At 70.6% G+C, this 15,506-nt stretch carries 16 protein-coding genes and 1 pseudogene; 5 read left to right on the forward strand and 12 right to left on the reverse strand.

The features are described 5' to 3' along the window. Window positions 1-90 precede the first annotated feature (90 nt). Window positions 91-732 carry a DUF4870 domain-containing protein gene (locus tag AB0J36_RS30630; RefSeq protein ID WP_357133226.1) on the forward strand — a complete coding sequence of 214 codons (642 nt, stop codon included), beginning with the start codon at window positions 91-93 and terminating at the stop codon, window positions 730-732. A 62-nt stretch (window positions 733-794) separates the two neighbouring features. On the opposite strand, the gene hemW is transcribed toward AB0J36_RS30630, so the two are convergent. Next, window positions 795-2,018: a radical SAM family heme chaperone HemW gene (gene hemW / locus AB0J36_RS30635; protein WP_357398813.1), complete on the reverse strand. Its 1,224-nt coding sequence runs from the start codon at window positions 2,016-2,018 to the stop codon at window positions 795-797. 19 nt (window positions 2,019-2,037) lie between these two features. Here hemW and AB0J36_RS30640 point away from each other — a divergent pair, with 19 nt between their 5' ends. Then, the gene (locus AB0J36_RS30640; RefSeq protein ID WP_357133224.1) at window positions 2,038-2,847 is read left to right on the forward strand and encodes an enoyl-CoA hydratase-related protein; all 810 of its coding nucleotides are present in this window, start codon (window positions 2,038-2,040) and stop codon (window positions 2,845-2,847) included. Between the two features lie 40 nt (window positions 2,848-2,887). Here AB0J36_RS30640 and AB0J36_RS30645 read toward each other — a convergent pair whose 3' ends face one another. Next, a complete protein-coding gene (locus AB0J36_RS30645) occupies window positions 2,888-3,652 on the reverse strand; it encodes an SDR family NAD(P)-dependent oxidoreductase (RefSeq protein ID WP_357133222.1) in 765 nt (254 codons plus the stop codon). Window positions 3,653-3,896: 244 nt separating this feature from the next. Between AB0J36_RS30645 and AB0J36_RS30650 the strand changes: the two genes are divergently transcribed. From AB0J36_RS30650 to AB0J36_RS30660, 3 genes are all read left to right on the forward strand, one after another. Then, on the forward strand, window positions 3,897-4,757 hold the full coding sequence (locus tag AB0J36_RS30650; protein WP_357398805.1) for a hypothetical protein: 861 nt from the start codon (window positions 3,897-3,899) through the stop codon (window positions 4,755-4,757). A gap of 223 nt (window positions 4,758-4,980) precedes the next feature. Next, a complete protein-coding gene (locus tag AB0J36_RS30655; RefSeq protein ID WP_238649186.1) occupies window positions 4,981-5,883 on the forward strand; it encodes a phytanoyl-CoA dioxygenase family protein in 903 nt (300 codons plus the stop codon). A gap of 160 nt (window positions 5,884-6,043) precedes the next feature. Then, window positions 6,044-7,246: a low temperature requirement protein A gene (locus AB0J36_RS30660; protein WP_357398803.1), complete on the forward strand. Its 1,203-nt coding sequence runs from the start codon at window positions 6,044-6,046 to the stop codon at window positions 7,244-7,246. A gap of 28 nt (window positions 7,247-7,274) precedes the next feature. On the opposite strand, the gene AB0J36_RS30665 is transcribed toward AB0J36_RS30660, so the two are convergent. The 10 genes and pseudogenes from AB0J36_RS30665 to AB0J36_RS30710 all read right to left on the reverse strand — a co-directional run bounded on the left by AB0J36_RS30665 (window position 7,275) and on the right by AB0J36_RS30710 (window position 15,125). Beyond that, complete coding sequence (locus AB0J36_RS30665; RefSeq protein WP_357398800.1) at window positions 7,275-8,468, reverse strand: low temperature requirement protein A; 1,194 nt, start codon at window positions 8,466-8,468, stop codon at window positions 7,275-7,277. A gap of 155 nt (window positions 8,469-8,623) precedes the next feature. Next, a complete protein-coding gene (locus AB0J36_RS30670; RefSeq protein ID WP_357133383.1) occupies window positions 8,624-9,214 on the reverse strand; it encodes an ABC transporter permease in 591 nt (196 codons plus the stop codon). A 143-nt stretch (window positions 9,215-9,357) separates the two neighbouring features. Further along, a pseudogene (locus tag AB0J36_RS30675) lies at window positions 9,358-9,690 on the reverse strand (ATP-binding cassette domain-containing protein); the annotation flags it as partial. Continuing rightward, window positions 9,687-10,058 carry a hypothetical protein gene (locus AB0J36_RS30680; protein ID WP_179780533.1) on the reverse strand — a complete coding sequence of 124 codons (372 nt, stop codon included), beginning with the start codon at window positions 10,056-10,058 and terminating at the stop codon, window positions 9,687-9,689. The gene AB0J36_RS30680 and the pseudogene AB0J36_RS30675, both read right to left, overlap by 4 nt. After that, the gene (locus tag AB0J36_RS30685; RefSeq protein WP_357398810.1) at window positions 10,058-10,654 is read right to left on the reverse strand and encodes a helix-turn-helix domain-containing protein; all 597 of its coding nucleotides are present in this window, start codon (window positions 10,652-10,654) and stop codon (window positions 10,058-10,060) included. The genes AB0J36_RS30680 and AB0J36_RS30685 overlap by 1 nt, the downstream gene beginning before the upstream one ends. Window positions 10,655-10,742: 88 nt before the next feature. Beyond that, window positions 10,743-11,381 (reverse strand): MOSC domain-containing protein, encoded by a 639-nt coding sequence (locus tag AB0J36_RS30690; protein ID WP_357398798.1) that lies wholly within the window; start codon window positions 11,379-11,381, stop codon window positions 10,743-10,745. Window positions 11,382-11,518: 137 nt separating this feature from the next. After that, complete coding sequence (locus AB0J36_RS30695; protein ID WP_357133209.1) at window positions 11,519-12,349, reverse strand: carbohydrate ABC transporter permease; 831 nt, start codon at window positions 12,347-12,349, stop codon at window positions 11,519-11,521. Continuing rightward, a complete protein-coding gene (locus AB0J36_RS30700) occupies window positions 12,346-13,332 on the reverse strand; it encodes a sugar ABC transporter permease (protein ID WP_357133207.1) in 987 nt (328 codons plus the stop codon). The genes AB0J36_RS30695 and AB0J36_RS30700 overlap by 4 nt, the downstream gene beginning before the upstream one ends. Further along, window positions 13,329-14,615 (reverse strand): sugar ABC transporter substrate-binding protein, encoded by a 1,287-nt coding sequence (locus AB0J36_RS30705; protein WP_355053196.1) that lies wholly within the window; start codon window positions 14,613-14,615, stop codon window positions 13,329-13,331. Before AB0J36_RS30705 ends, AB0J36_RS30700 begins: the two co-directional genes overlap by 4 nt. A gap of 225 nt (window positions 14,616-14,840) precedes the next feature. Further along, complete coding sequence (locus AB0J36_RS30710) at window positions 14,841-15,125, reverse strand: transglycosylase (RefSeq protein ID WP_053656080.1); 285 nt, start codon at window positions 15,123-15,125, stop codon at window positions 14,841-14,843. Window positions 15,126-15,506 lie beyond the last annotated feature (381 nt).

Genomic DNA, 15,506 nt, shown 5'->3' on the forward strand with positions numbered 1-15,506 from the left:
GGCCCGTGACATCCCGCGGGCCGATCGGCCCGGACGACAGGGCGATGTCGCTCTGGTGCGGCGTTGCTCACGGCACCTACCGTGACAACCATGACTGAACCACCTCGCCCTCCCGGCGCGGGAGACCCCGGCAACTACCCGCCGGAGCCGAATCTCCCCGGCTCGTCCTCGTCGGCCGAGCCGCCCACCGCACCACTGTCCGGGGCGCCCGGCCCGGGCGGCTATCCCCCAGCCGGTGGCTATCCGCCGCCCACCGGTGACCAACCGCCGTCGGGCGGCTACCCTCCGCCGGGCGGCTACCCCCCACCAGGGGGTTACCCCCCGCCGGGTGGCACGACTGGCGGGTATCCGACCGGCGGCGCGTACGGCGGCCCCGGCGGCGGTTACGCCAACAACGAGGACAAGACCTGGGCGCTCGTCGCCCACTTCGGCGGCGCGGCCGGGATGATCATCAGCGCGGGCGTGCTCGGCTGGATCGCCCCGCTGGTGGCGTTGCTGGCCCGGGGCAGCCAGTCCCCGACCGTCCGGGCGCACGCCGTGTCGGCGCTCAACTTCCAGCTCGTCTGGTCGATCGTCGGCCTGGTCGGCTGGGTGCTGTCCTGCATCTTCATCGGCTTCATCGGCGTCGTGGCGGCCGTCGTGCTCGGAGCCGTGTGCGGCATCCTCGCCGGCATCAAGGCCAACGAGGGGCAGCTCTACCGCTACCCGCTCTCCGCCAACCTCATCAAGTGATCCGGGCCGGCCGCTCCCCCGGCCGGTCCGGCACACCGCCGCCGGCCGGGCGGGCGTCCGGCTCAGGGCAGCAGGTCCCGCACGACCGCGTCGGCGAGCAGCCGGCCGCGCAGGGTGAGGACCGCCCGTCCGGCGGCGTACCTCTCGGCGTCCAGCAGACCGTCGGCGAGGGCCCGCGCGGCACCGGCCCGGCCGGCGTCGTCGAGCACCCCCAGCGGCAGTCCGCTGGCGAGCCGCAGCCGGAGCATCACGTCCTCCATGTGCGCCTCGTCCGTGGTCAGCACCTCGCGGGCCAGGCCGGGTGACGCGCCGGCCGCCAGCCGCTGGGCGTACGTGGTGGGGTGCTTCACGTTCCACCAGCGCACCCCGCCGACGTGGCTGTGCGCGCCTGGGCCCAGGCCCCACCAGTCGGCGCCGGTCCAGTAGAGCAGGTTGTGCCGGCACCGGGCCTCGTCGGCGCGCGCCCAGTTGGACACCTCGTACCAGGAGAGGCCGGCCGCGTCGAGGGCGGCCTCCGCGGCCAGGTAGCGGTCCGCCGCCACGTCGTCACTGGGGTACGGCACCTCGCCGCGCTTCATCCGCGCGGCGAGCCGGGTGCCGTCCTCCACGATGAGGGCGTACGCGCTGACGTGGTCGACCCCGGCGTCGACGACCTGCTCCAGCGTGCCGGCGAAGTCCTCGGCCCGTTCCCCCGGCGTGCCGTAGATCAGGTCCAGGTTGACGTGGTCGAACCCGGCCTCGCGCGCCTCGAGGGCGGCGGCGGTGGCCCGGCCGGCGCTGTGTTTACGGTCCAGGATCGCCAGCACACCGGGCGACGCGGACTGCATGCCCAGCGAGATCCGGGTGTAGCCGGCCGTGCGCAGCAGCTTCAACGACTCCGGTGTGACCGACTCCGGATTCGCCTCGGTGGTCACCTCGGCGTCGGCGGCGAGCCCCCAGGTGCGGTCGATGCCCTCGAGGATGCGGGCCAGGTCGTCGGCGGGGAGCAGGGTGGGCGTGCCGCCACCGACGAAGACGGTGTCGACGCGGGGTGGCGGGTTGTCGCCGAGCACCCGGGCGGCGAGCGCCAGCTCGGCCAGCACGGTGTCGGCGTACGCCTCGCGGCTCGCGCCCCCACCCAACTCGGCGGCCGTGTACGTGTTGAAGTCGCAGTAGCCGCAGCGACTGGCGCAGAACGGGACGTGGACGTACACGCCGAAGCCGCGCGCGCCGACCGCCGTGGTGGCGGTGGCGGGCAACGATCCGTCGACGGGGACGGTCTCACCATCTGGAAGGACGCCGGGCATGGCCACTAGTGTGCCCGGCATGACCTCTCCCGACGTGCTCGTGCGGGTCGCCACGGCCCGTGGGGTGACCACCCTCACCCTGGACAGCCCGCACAACCGCAACGCGCTCTCCACCGCCCTGATGACCCAGTTGCTGGCGGGGCTGACGGACGCGGTGGCCGACGACGCGGTCCGGGTGATCGTGCTCGACCACACCGGGCCGGTCTTCTGCTCCGGCGCGGACCTGAAGGAGACCGCCGCGGCGTACGCCAGCGGAACCGTGCCCGCCGGCATGCTGGGCGACGTGCTGGCGGCGCTCTGGGAGTGCCCGAAGCCGATCCTGGCCCGGGTCGCCGGGCCCGCGCGGGCCGGCGGACTCGGCCTCATCGCCGCCGCCGATCTCGCGGTCTGCGCCGACGAGGCGACGTTCGCGTTCACCGAGGTCCGCATCGGGGTGATCCCGGCGGTGATCTCGGCGACCGTGCTGCCCCGGCTGCACCCCCGCGCCGCCGCCGAGCTGTACCTGACCGGGAACACCTTCGACGGGCGGCGTGCCGTCGAGGTCGGCCTGGTGACGGCCTCGGTGCCGGCCCAGGAGCTGGACGACGTGGTGCGGGGCTACTGCGACTCCCTGGTCCGCGGCGCGCCCGGCGCGCTGGCCGGCGCGAAGGATCTGCTGCGCCGGCCGGGCACCGCCGAGCTGCGCGGTGACCTGGCCCGTCTCGCCGCGCTCTCGACCGGCTACTTCCTCTCCGACGAGGGCCGCGAGGGGGTCACGGCGTTCCGGGAGAAGAGGTCGCCGCGATGGGTGGCCGCTCTGGACGCCGAACGCGGTGACCAGGCCGGGTAGGACCGCGGACGTCGGCCGGCTGCGGCGGCGCCCCGAAGGGTCACCACGCCGTCGCGCCACCGTCGACCGCGTAGTTGGCGCCGGTGATGTACGACGCCCGGTCCGAGGCGAGGAAGACCACCAGCTCGGCGACCTCCTCGGGGCGGGCGAAGCGCTTGAGCAGCGTCTTCGCCGTGATCGCGTCCCGGGCCTCCTGGTCGTCCCCCAGGTCGCGTTCACTGGCCGGGGTGAGGATGGGTCCGGGGCTGACCGCCACCGCCCGGATGCCGTGCGGCGCCCCTTCGAGCGCGAGCTGGCGGGTCATGCCGATGATGCCGGCGTTCGCCGCCGTGTGGCCGACCATCGGCGGGACGTGACCTGCGATCATCCCGGCCATCGAGGCCGCGTTGATGATGACGCCGCCACCGCGCCGGACGAGGTACGGCCAGGCGAACTTCGACACCAGGTACGGAATGTCGAGTTCACCGGCGATCGTGTACCGCCAGTCGTCGACCGAGAAGTCCGGCAGGGGGCCGAAGCGCAGCGCGGCCGCGTTGTTGTAGACGACGTCGAGCCCCCCGTACGCGGCCACGGCGTCCTCGACGAGCTGACGGACCTGTTCCGGGTCGGTCAGGTCGACGGGCGCGACGCTCGTCATCTCCCCACCGGCGGCCCGGACGAGGTCGACCGTCTCGTTGTTGCCGTCCACCTGGATGTCGGCCCCGACGACCTTCGCGCCCTCGCGGGCGAAGGTCAGCGCCGCGACGCGCCCCAGACCACCGCCCGTGCCGGTCACGAGTACCACCTTGCCGTCCAGCGTTCCCATCGAATTCCTCCTCGGCGCTGGCACGTCCGATTGACGTGTCAACCGGGAAAGGTCCTGGCCAGGCATTCTCTTCCGGCTGTTGACGACGGGTGACGCGGCAGACACGATCTCCCTCCGCAGGTGAGTTCCGCGCGCCAGGGGGAACGTCCCGATCGGCGCGCGACGGCTGAGCGAAGCCCGAACCGGTCGAACGGCCCGGATGACGCCGGCGGGGACGTACGCTTGTCGAACTGTCGATCAGGAGGTGTGGGTGCGAACTCGGGCTGCCGTGGCGGGCGGAGTAGTGCTCATCCTCGTCGCCGTGATCGCGATCTGGCTCGTCCTGAAGCGGGTTGGGGACGAACTGCGGCTGCCACTGGCGGGACGCACCTGCACGGTCCAGGCCGACGGCCGGGTGGTCCTGGACGTGGAGCAGATGGCGAACGCGGCCACCATCGCGGCGATCGGCGTCCAGCGCGGCATGCCCGAGCGCGCCGTGGTGGTCGCGCTGGCCACCGCGTACCAGGAGTCGGGGCTGCGCAACCTCGACCACGGTGACCGCGACTCGCTCGGGCTGTTCCAGCAGCGCCCGAGCAAGGGGTGGGGCACGCCGGAGCAGATCCGTGACCCCCGGTACGCGGCGAACAGGTTCTACAAGGCGCTCAAGAAGGTGCGCGACTGGGAGAAGATGCGGGTCACCGATGCCGCCCAGCGGGTGCAGCGCTCGGCGTTCCCCGAGGCGTACCAGAAGTGGGCCGACGATTCCGAGGTGCTCACCAAGGCCCTGCTCGGCGACGCGACCGAGGCGGTGGCCTGCACGGTGGGGCGTACCCCGGTGATGCACGGCGCGGCGGCGGCCGCGCAGCTGACCCGCAACCTGGCGCTGGACTGGGGTGTGTCGAGCGCCGAAAAGGCCAGCCAGACAGGGCTGGCGGTGACCGCGCAGGGCCAGCGCGACGGCTGGCGGTACGCGCACTGGCTGGTCTCGCACGCCCAGGACCACGGGGTGAAGCGGGTCCGTTTCGGCGACCTGGAGTGGACCGCCCGCAACGGCACCTGGGGCCAGGTGACCGGCGAGCAGGGCCCCGCCGGCCAGGTGGTGGCCGAGGTCTTTGCCGAGGGCTGACCGAGCCCGGATCTCTTAACCGGCAGTGACCGCACAATCGGACAAACAGCCGCAGAATCACCCGATGATCACGTAAATGTGACTCGCCGCACCGGTCCCGCTGCACGCGGTCCGACCCCGGGCCGTACCGTCGCCGCTCGCCCTCCCACCGCCCCGGCACTCGCGTTACGATCGGCGGCCTGTGCCAGAAATGGTTTCACCTCATGGGGAGGGGTACGACGCGGTGTTCGATTACGGCGACCGGACCGGCTACGAACCGATCAGCGACACTGACCGCAAGGAGTTCCACGAGCAGGGCTTCCTCCTGCTGCGCAACGTCCTGACGGAGGACCACCGGGCGGCGCTGGAGGCGGCTGTCGACCGCGTCTACGCGGAGGAGCAGGCCAAGGGCACCACCAAGAAGGACGGCACCCTGCACCTGCTGGGCTTCCTGGAGCGCGACGAGCTCTTCGGTGAGCTGCTGACCCACCCGATCGCCTTCCCGTACATGTGGGGGCTGGCCGGCTGGAACATCTACACCCACCACAACCACCTGGACGTCACCCCGCCGGCCGCCGAGCCGGAGAAGCCGTACTGGGGTTGGCACCAGGACGGGTACCGGCAGAACTCCGACCCGGAGACGATGGACCCGAACCTGCCCCGCCCGATGTTCTCGCTGAAGGTCGCGTACGTGCTGTCCGACCTGTCGGAGACCGGCCGCGGCGCCACCAAGGTCATCCCGGGCAGCCACCTGAAGAACTCGCTGTCCCGGCCGGCGGACCTCACGGTGCAGAACCCCGACCCGGAGGGCACGGTGGAGATCACCGCCAACCCGGGCGACGCGTTCATCTTCGACCGCCGGCAGTGGCACTCGCGCTCGACGAACCTGTCGACCATCACCCGCAAGATGCTCTTCGTCGGCTACACCTACCGGTGGATCCGTCCGCTGGACGAGCTGCACCCCGACGTGAACGGCGAGTGGTACCGCAACCGCACGCCCGTGCAGCGCCAGCTGATCGGTGAGGGCACCCACACCGCCAACTACTGGGGCATCAACTGGGACGGGTACGTCGACGACGAGATCCCGCTGCGCAAGGAGCTCAAGGAGCGCGGTCTGCTCGACCGCAACATCCCCTGGCTGCGCTGATCACCCGCTGCTGAGAACGGCCCCCCGCCACTGTCGGCGGGGGGCCGTCGCCGTATCCGCTTCCGGGCCACCAGGTGCCGCGCTGTCGGTAGCGTGAGGGGTAGGCAGAGCCGGGGCGCGGCGCTCGGGCGGGCGCGGGGTGGCACAGGAGGCAGCCGCGATGACGTCCGCTCCCCTCCCCCGGATCCTTCGCCGTCGGGGCGAGCCGGAATATCCGACCTTCCTGGAACTCTTCTTCGACCTGGTCTACATCTTCCTGCTCTCCCGACTCTCCGCCAGCCTGGGTGATGACCTCAGCATCCGGAACGCGGCGCAGACCGCCGTCCTGCTGCTGGCCGCCTGGTGGGTCTGGGTGCTCACGGCCTGGCTCACCGACCTGTTCAACCCCCGGCTGCCGATCATCCAGGCGACCGTCCTGCTGGTCATGTTCGGCGCCCTGCTGATGGCCATCGCGACACCACACGCCTTCGGCCGGTACGGGTGGCTCTTCGTCGCCGCGTACTTCGGCATCCACCTGGTCCGTGACGCCGTCCTGATCCCCGGCACCCGGATCAACCGCCCGATCCAGGCCCGGAGCATCCGGGTCTTCTTCTGGTTCGGCGTCACCGTGACCCCGTGGGTGGCCGGGGTGTTCGTGGACGGGACGGCCCGGCTGGCGCTGTGGTCGCTCGCGGTGGCGGTCGACCTCGGCTCGGCCCGGTTCGGCTGGCCGACGCCGGGGCTGGGGCGTACCGAACTCGCCAGCCAGATCTTCACCGGGGTGCACCTCTCCGAGCGGCACCGGGCGATCTTCATCGTCGCGCTCGGCGAGTTGATCCTGAGCATCGGCACGGGGCTGGCCGGCAGCGGGTTCACCGCCGGTCAGGTGACCGCCAGCGCGGTCGCGTTCGTCAGCGCGGTGCTGGTGTTCCAGCTCTACTTCCAGCGCGTCCGGCGAATCCTGGCCCCACCGAGCGTCACGACGGTGGAGCGGGTCCGCTCCGGCACCTCCACCTCGTACACCCACCTGGTGATGGTGGCCGGGGTGGTGCTGGTCTCGACCGGCACCTCGATGGTCATCGCCCGGCCGGCCGGTCACGCCCCGGCGGACGTGATGGCCGCCATTCTCGGCGGACCGGCGTTGTTCCTGCTCGGCAGCGTGCTGTTCGACGCCGTGGTGACGGCGCGGATCCTCTGGTCCCGGGTGCTGGCGATCGTGCTGCTGGCGGTCGTGCTGCTGTGCGCGCTTGTCGCGCCCGGCACGTTCCGGCTGCCGCCGTTGGCCGTCCTGGTGGTGGCGAACCTGGTCCTGCTGCTCACCCTGGCCGGGGAGGGGCTGGCCGCCCGTCGCAGACGGGCCGAGGTCACCGCGCCGGCCCGGTGAGGGATCGCCCCACCCACCGCGCGGAGTCTCACCCCAGCATCGGCGGCGCCGGCGCACGCGTGTGTCGTCGGGTGCTGGCCAGGTTCGCCACGGCGATCAGGGCCAGCACGATCATGGCGAGCAGCGCGACCAGGATCGGCGGAAGCACGGGCGTGGCCGGCGCCAGGCACCCCAGCAGCAGCACGCCGGCCAGCCGGGACCGCGAGATGCGTCCGAACACGGTGAAGTCGAGCAGGCCCCGGCCGATCAGGTACAACGCGGGGCTGCCGAGGATGACCGCGGCCCACGACGGCGGGGTCTCGCCCAACGGTCGATTCACCACGAGGTCGCTGGTTACCGCCGCCCCGGCGATGCCGGCCACCATGATCAGATGGGTGATCGCGGCGGACTGGGTGAGCAACGCCGGGTCGGTCGACCTGACGATCGCCTCGGTCAGCAGCTCACCGGCGCGGTAGATGTAGATCCGCCACATCAGCACCACAGTGCTGAACACCACGAGCAGCGCCCAGGCCCTCGCCAGCGTGTAATCGCTCCGACTGAAGGTCGTCCCGGTCACGAAGATCGACACCCCGAGCGCGATGATGACGAACTGCCGGTAGCGCTCGGCCACCCGCGCGTGGACCAGCCGCCAGTCCCCCGGTCGTGAGCGGCCGATCCGGGGCAGCGGCCAGCCGCACACCGCCCCGACGTATTCGACGACGATCGCGAGCGCCCAGATCGACAGCTGGCCCGAGCCGCCGACGAGCGCTCCGGCGATCCAGCCGACGCCGGTGACGCACTTCCAGGTCTGGATCCGGATGGTCGACCGCCGCAGGGGCCGGCCCCTCGAGACGACAACCGCGTAGTAGACGGTCGTGCTGAGGGGGATGAACACGAAGGTGATCGCGAAGAGCAGCGCGCGATCGCCGTACGCCTCGGCCGCGGCCGCCGCCAACAGCAGGCTGGCCGCCGCCACCGAGGTGAGATGCCCCTGCCCGGATGGACTGGTCAGGTCGATGGTGTCCGCGGTCCACACGCTCAGCGCCCAGACCATCGCGAACGCGAGCAGCAGCACCAGCACCTTGGCGACGCCGGTCCAGGTCAGGTCGTTGGCCAGGATCGTCGCCAAGGTGACCAGCGCGAAGACGTAGACGAGGTCGAAGAAGAGCTCCAGGAACGCCGGACGCTCCAGCGCCGGATCGGGCGCCGCTGCCATGGCGCCGCCGTCCGTAGCCATCGACATCGCGCTTCACCCGGCCTCCACCGCATGCCCTCAAGGGGGACGATACGGGCAACGGCAGGCCCTCAGCCCCGACATCCGGTTCTTGGCGACCGCGGGCCACCCCAACGCTGGCCCGTCGCCCCGGCAACACGGTCAGCCCCGTCGCCTTCAGCCGGTCACGTGACGTCTCGACGCAGGGGCAGCAACAGGGCGATCGCCGAGGCGGCCACCGCGTACGCGGTGAGCAGGAGAGCGCCGGCCGCCGGTGGGAGCAGGTTGACGGTGCCGCTGCCGACTTCCGTGGAGATGGCGTCGGCGACGTAGGTGAAATCGGTCAGCGCGGCGGTGGCTCCGCCGGGCAGGATCGGGTAGAGCGTGTTGACGCCCGGGATCATCATCAGCACCGGCTCCCCCACGTACAGATAGCCGATCACGACGCACAGCGCCGCGATCTGGTGGTGGATGAGGGCGCCCATCCCGGCCCCGAGGAGCAGGTAGACCACCATCGCGACGGCGATACGGCCGAGCAGCGCCAGCACCGTGGAGGCTGGCAGACCGAGTGGGACGTCGCGGGCGGCGGCGACAGCGAACAGGGCCACCGCGGCGGTGCCCGCGAGAACGAGCCCGTACGCGAGGCCGACGACCGCGTACGTGGCGAGTTTGGCGGCGAGCACCCGCCCACGGCGCGGAGCGAAGAGAAAGGTGACCGCGGCGGTGCGGTGTCGGTACTCGGAGGTGACCGCCAGGGCCCCGGCGGCGGCCGGCACGAACGCGGTGTAGCCGAGAATGCCGAGGATCGCGCGGAGGCCGGCCTCGGTGTCCAGACCGGGCTGCCCGTGAAGAATCCTCGGGTGCGACGGTGCGCGGCCTCGGCGAGGCCGAGAAGGTCGAGCAGGGTGGTGACCCGGCTGTCCGGATATCCGCCCATCGCGGCGTAGACGCGCAGGTGGTCGCGGGCGGTGTGTCCAGGGTGGAACGCGTTGGCGTCGAACACGGCGCCGACAGTGCGCGAGGGCCGGGCCAGTTGGCCGTACGGCAGCCCGCCGATCGTGGCGGTGCCACTGGTCGGCGACACCAGCCCGGTCATCATGCGCATCGTGGTGGTCTTGCCGGCGCCGTTCGGGCCGAGGAATCCGGTGACCACACCGGGCTGCACGGTGAAGCTCAGGTCATGCACGGCGGTCACGTCACCGTAGCGCTTTGTCAGGCACGACACCTCGATCGCGAGGTGGTCGCCGGTCACGCGCGGGCCGCCATGGCACGCGTGATCGTCTCCACGAGGCCTGGCGCGGCCGGGCTGGAGAGCACCACCTGGTCGAACTCGCCGCCTGCCGACGCCCGGTCTAGAACGAGGTGCAGCCCCGGTTCCGCCCGGCGGGCTGCCACGAGCTGCCGAGGACCGCCGTACAGGCCCCATACTCCGATCTTGGCGAAGCCGGACACCACGTATCCGCGGCGGGCGCCACGGGCCAGACGGAGCGGGTTGTCCACCAGGGCGACGTGCCGCACCGCGGTGAGGGGCAGTGCGAACTGCTCCCGCCCGACCCAGACCCGCTCCCATCCGGTGAACCGAATGTCGATCACATCGTTGGTCACCATGACCGATGCCATCAGTCATCCCCTTTCGTCGTGTCGGAGTCGTCCGTCGGCGCAGGCGTACGCCTGTCGGTCGTCGGCAGATCGGTGGGCAGCAGAACGGTCGCCAACAGTCGCGGGATCCGTTCACCGCCGGGCTGGTTGCCGAGCAACGGGCCAACCAGTGCGTTGAGACCGGCGGCGAACTCGCCCAGTTCGCCGTCGGTCAGGTGCAGCACGAGTTGCTGGTAGCCCACACCGTCGGCGGCGAAGTCGATCCGCTCTCGGGCGAGATAGCGGGAGAACTCCGACAGCAGGCTCGACATGAACGCCGTGAAGTAACGCGCGTGGTCCTCCCGCGTAGCCGTGGCGAGGGCCGCCGGGTCGAGCGTCGCGCCGTGCGCGGGCAACGCGTACACCCGCTCGACGGTGCCGCGAACCCTGCGTTCGTCAACCACCTCGACCAGCCCTGCCCTGACCAGGATCGCCAGGTGCCGGTACATCGTGGCCTGCGGGACATCGGGCAGCAGCTCAAGCAGCCCTTGGGTGGTCAGGCGCGTGCCCGCGACCGCACGCAGGATCCGGATCCGCACCGGATGCAGCGCCAGGTCCGCCCAGCGCTCTCTCGACATCTCCACGACCGAACGGTATCACTCTCGATAATGAGAATGGAAGACCGCGTTCAGAACGACGGATGGGCGCTCGCGCCCTCGACGTCGGCTAACGGGCGGCGAGGCGGCGGCGGACGTTGTCCCGGATCGGCTCCGGCAGGTCGTCCGCGTCGAGCAGGCGGGGCAGCAGCTCCGGCTCCAGGCTGGTCGCCCGGAACACCTCGCCGATGGTCACCCCGTGCGCGGGCCGTTCCACCACCTCGACCGGATCGCCGGCGCCCACCTCGCCCTCGCGCAGCACCCGCAGGTACGCCCCCGGGGTGGCCCGGACCGTGAACCGCTTGATCAGATCCGGTACGCCCCAGAAGCCGGCGAACGTCGTGCACGGGGTGCGCGGCATGGTCACCTGGAGCACCGCCGTGCCCACCGCCCACTGTTCACCGATGACCGCGCCGGTCACGTCGACGGCGTAGGTGGTCAGGTTCTCCCCGAAGCCGCCCGGACGGATCGACCGGCCCATCTCGGCCGACCACCACGCGGCGTCCTCCTCGGCGTACGCGTAGACGGCCTTGTCCGGCCCGCCGTGGTGGGCCCGCTCGCCGATGAAGTCACCGGCCAGGCCGTCGGTCAGCAGCGACACCGGCCCGTCGACAGGCCGCTTGTCGATGCCGCTGCGACCGCTCGCGTCGCCGGCCCACTCCGCCTCGGTCACGATGCCGAGGTTCACCGCTGCCACCCTGCCTGCCATGACGGCCAGCCTAGGGTCTGCCTCGCAGGGGGGTCGAGCCGATTCACCGGGCGGTCGAGCCGATTCACCGGGCGGTCGAGCCGAGGCGGGCTCCGGACGACGACCGGCGGCGGCGCGGCCCTCGACCGGCCCTGCGCTCAGCCCTTGACCGCTCCGGCCACCAGGCCGGAGACCATCTTCCGCTGCACCAGCAGGAAGAAGATGATGACCGGCAGGGTGAACAGCGTGGAGGCGGCCATCACCGGCCCCCAGTTGGTGTCGTCACGGCCGAAGAAGAAGGTCATCGCCACCGGCAGGGTGTAGCGCCCCTGGTCGTTGATGAACGTCAACGCGAAGATCAGCTCATTCCACGCCGTGATGAACGAGAAGATGCTGGTCGCGACCAGGCCGGGCGCGACGAGCGGGAACAGCACCCGCCGGAACGTCTGGGCCCGGCTCGCGCCGTCGATGGCCGCCGCCTCCTCCAGTTCCTTGGGCACGGCCGCGACGAAACCGCGCAGCATCCACACCGCGAACGGCAGCGAGAAGCCGAGGTACGTGAGGATCAGGCTGGGCAGGGTGTTGTAGAGCCCGAGCCGCTGGATCATCAGGAACAGCGGGATGACCAGCGCCTCCAACGGGATCATCTGCACGATCAGCAGCATGATCAGGAAGCTGGTCCGGAGCTTGAAGCGGAACCGGGCCACCGCCGTCGCGGCGAGCAGGGCGACGAGCCCACTGAGCACCACCGTGGACACCGCGACGATCGCGCTGTTCACGAAGAAGTCGAGGAAGGTCACCCCGGGGATCAGGTTGCCGGTGAGGATCTCCCGGTAGTGTGCCAGCGTCGGATGGGTCGGCACCGGCTGCGGGGTGGCCGAGAAGATCTCGTTGCTGGGCTTCAGCGACGTCGAGATCATCCAGTAGACCGGGAAGGCCGCGAAGAGCGCGACCAGCAGCCCGGCGGCGTTGAGGGCGACCTTCTTCACGACTCGTCCTCCTGCTTGAGCACCATCCGTACGTAGAAGCCGGTGACCACGAGCAGGATCAGCGTGAGGATCACCGCGATGGCCGCGCCGAGCCCGTACTTCGGCGGCGGCGAGAAGGCCTCGGCGTACGAGTAGATCGAGAGCATGAACGTCGGCCGGTCCTGGGTGCCACCGGCCAGCACGAACTGCTGGGTGAAGACCTTGAAGTCCCAGATGGTGGAGAGCACGATCAGGATCCCGAAGACCGGGCGCAGCAGCGGGAAGGTGATCTTCCAGAAGACCCGCCACGGGCTCGCGCCGTCCACCCGGGCCGCCTCATGCAACTCACTCGGCACACTCTTGAGGCCCGCGAGCACGCTCACCGCGATGAACGGGAACGAGTGCCACACGACCACCAGCGTGAGGATCGCGAAGAACAGCAGCGGCGAGTTGAACCAGCCGTAACCGGTCCAGTCGCTACGACCGAACAGGGCGTTCGAGAGTCCGTCCGGCAGAGCGTTGAACAGCCAGGTGACCAGGCCACTCGTGTCGTCGAAGATCCACTTCCAGACGATCGTGCCGGTCAGCGCGGGGGTGGCCCAGGCGAGCATCACGCAACTGGCCACGAAGGTCGCCATCTTGCGACCGAGCCGGTTGAGCAGCAGTCCGACCAGGGTGCCCAGCACCATCGTGAGCAACACGTTCGCCGCGGCGAACAGCACGGTGTTGCGCAGGACGGTCAGGAAGAACGGATCCGTGAGAATGTCGGTGTAGTTACCGAGCCCCACCCACGGCCACTCCCGGTCGCCCCGCAACTGCCGGACGCTGTTGAGCCGGTAGAAGGACATCGCCACCACCTGGCCGAGCGGCCAGAGCAGCAGCACCCCGATGATGACGAGGGCGGGCAGGAGCAGCAGGTAGGGCAGGCGGTCGACCCGGCGACGCCGCCGCGCAGGGTTCTCCCGCGCGGCGGACGTCTCCGGCACCTCGGTCAGCGTGGTCACTTGGAGTTGAGGATGCTTTCCATCTCACCGGCCGCGTCGGCGGTAGCCTTCTCGACCGTCTTCTGACCCTTCATGACCGAGCTGTTCATCGCCTGGGTCACCGTCTTCGTCCGGCTGACCTCCACCCACTTCGGGGTGAGCGGCGTGAGCTTGGTGTTCTGCATGGTGGTGGCGAAGGCCGCCATCACCTTGTCGTTGGCGTACGTGTCGCTGGCGACCAGGTCCTTGTAGACGGGGAAGAATCCGAGGCTGCTCGCGAAGCTCTGCGCGTTCTTCTTGTTCAGCAGCACGGTCAGGTAGTCCCAGGCGAGGTCCTGCCGCTCGCTGTCCTTCCAGATCGCCACGTCGGAGCCACCGGCGAAACCGGGCGCGGCCTTGCCGTCCGGGCCGGGGATCGGGAACGTACCCCAGACCTTCTCGATCTCGGGGTTGTCCTTCTTGATGGCGGCCTGCTGCCAGCTACCGGCGAACGCCATCGCGGCCTTGCCGGTGGCGAACTGCGTCCGCGCGTCGATCTCGTTCCAGCCGGCGGCGGCCGGTGGGGCGACCTTGTGGACCGTGACCAGGTCGGTCCAGTACTTGACGGCCCGCTGCGCCTCCGGCGTCGAGTAGCCGGACTTCCACGCACCGCCCTGGTTGGTGGCGATCTCCGCGCCCGCGCCCCAGAGGAACGAGTAGAAGGGCAGCTCGGAGTTGCCCGGCAGCGCGATGCCGTAGGTGCCCTTCTTCTTGGCCTGCACCGCCTTGGCGACGGTCACCAACTCGTCCCACGTCTTCGGCGGCTGCACGCCCGCCTCGGCGAACCAGTCGGTGCGGTAGTAGATGGCCCGCACGCCCGCGTACCAGGGGACGCCGTACTGCTTGCCGTCGAGCTGCGCGTTGCGTACCAGGTCGGGCAGCAGGTCCTTGCCGTCCGCCCAGCCACCCATCCGACCGCTGACGTCGGCGAGCGCCTCCTGCGCGGCCCAGCCCTGGGTCTCGGTGTTGCCCAGTTCGGTGATGTCCGGGCCCTCACCGCCGGCCAGCGCGGCCTGGAACTTCTTCGGCGCCTCCAGCCAGGGGATGTACTGCACCACCACATCGGTGTCGGGGTGCTTCTGCCGGAACTCGGTCTCCACGCCGTCGAGGAAGGCGTTCTGGGCGTCGCCACCCTCGCCCATCATCCAGACCGTGAGCTTGCTGTCGTCGGTCGCTTCCTCGCCGGAGCCCCCACAGCCGCCCAACACCATGGCGACCGAGGCCACCACGGCAGTGACCGGGGCCAACCGCTTCCACCTGTTCACGCCACTTCTCCCCTCGCGTCGCCTGGCACTAACCTTCTCCGCCGCACCTTAGTACGAAGAAATCCTTTACGACAGTGGGCGGGCAGGCCGAAGCGTGGCGACCGTACCGCAGGTGGACGGTGCCGCTGCTCGTGGAACCGGGCCGAACCCGGGCATTGACGTCACGAAAGAGCGCCCAGCCGTTTGGCCGGGCGCTCTTTCGAGTGGTGCGGTGATGCCAGGTTGTTACCGGGTGACGCGGCGGCGGCCACCCACACCAGCCACCAGCGCGACCGCGATAGCGGCCACCACGACCTGCACCAGCAGCTCGGTCCAGTCGATACCAGCGGTCTCGGTCGCGATACCCATCGCCCGCGCCAGCACCGTGCCCAGCAGAGCCGCGCCGACACCGATCAGCAGGTGCAGCCAGATCGGCATGTTCTGGCGGCCCGGAACAACCAGGCGGCCGAGCGCCCCGACGATGAGACCAACAACGATGGCAGTGATGATGCCCCACACGGTGAGCTCCACGGTCGCCCTCCTTCTAAGAATGTCTGACACACAATGTGTGCTTCCTGTCGTGACCGTTAAGTTCCCGACCCACCAAAAATCCAAACCGACTTGATCGCCCAGACGGTCACGACTTGGTGAACACAGGCACGGACCATCCCGCTGCCCGCGATCTTGCACTTTCGGTCGTCGATAGGGGTGGGACGCCCGGGATGTCGCAGCAGAAAGTGCAAGATCGGCGCGGGCACCGTGGGCGGCGTGCGGGGACGGCGGCTCGCCGGGAGCACACGGCCCGTCCAGACACGACAGCGAGGGGGGGGGGGGGCGGGGGGGGGGGGGGCCCCGCGGGGGGGGTGGGGGGTAGGGGGGTGGGGGGGTGTTAGGGGGGGGGGGGGCGGGGCC

This window comes from Micromonospora sp. NPDC049662, assembly GCF_040675055.1.
GTDB lineage: Bacteria > Actinomycetota > Actinomycetes > Mycobacteriales > Micromonosporaceae > Micromonospora.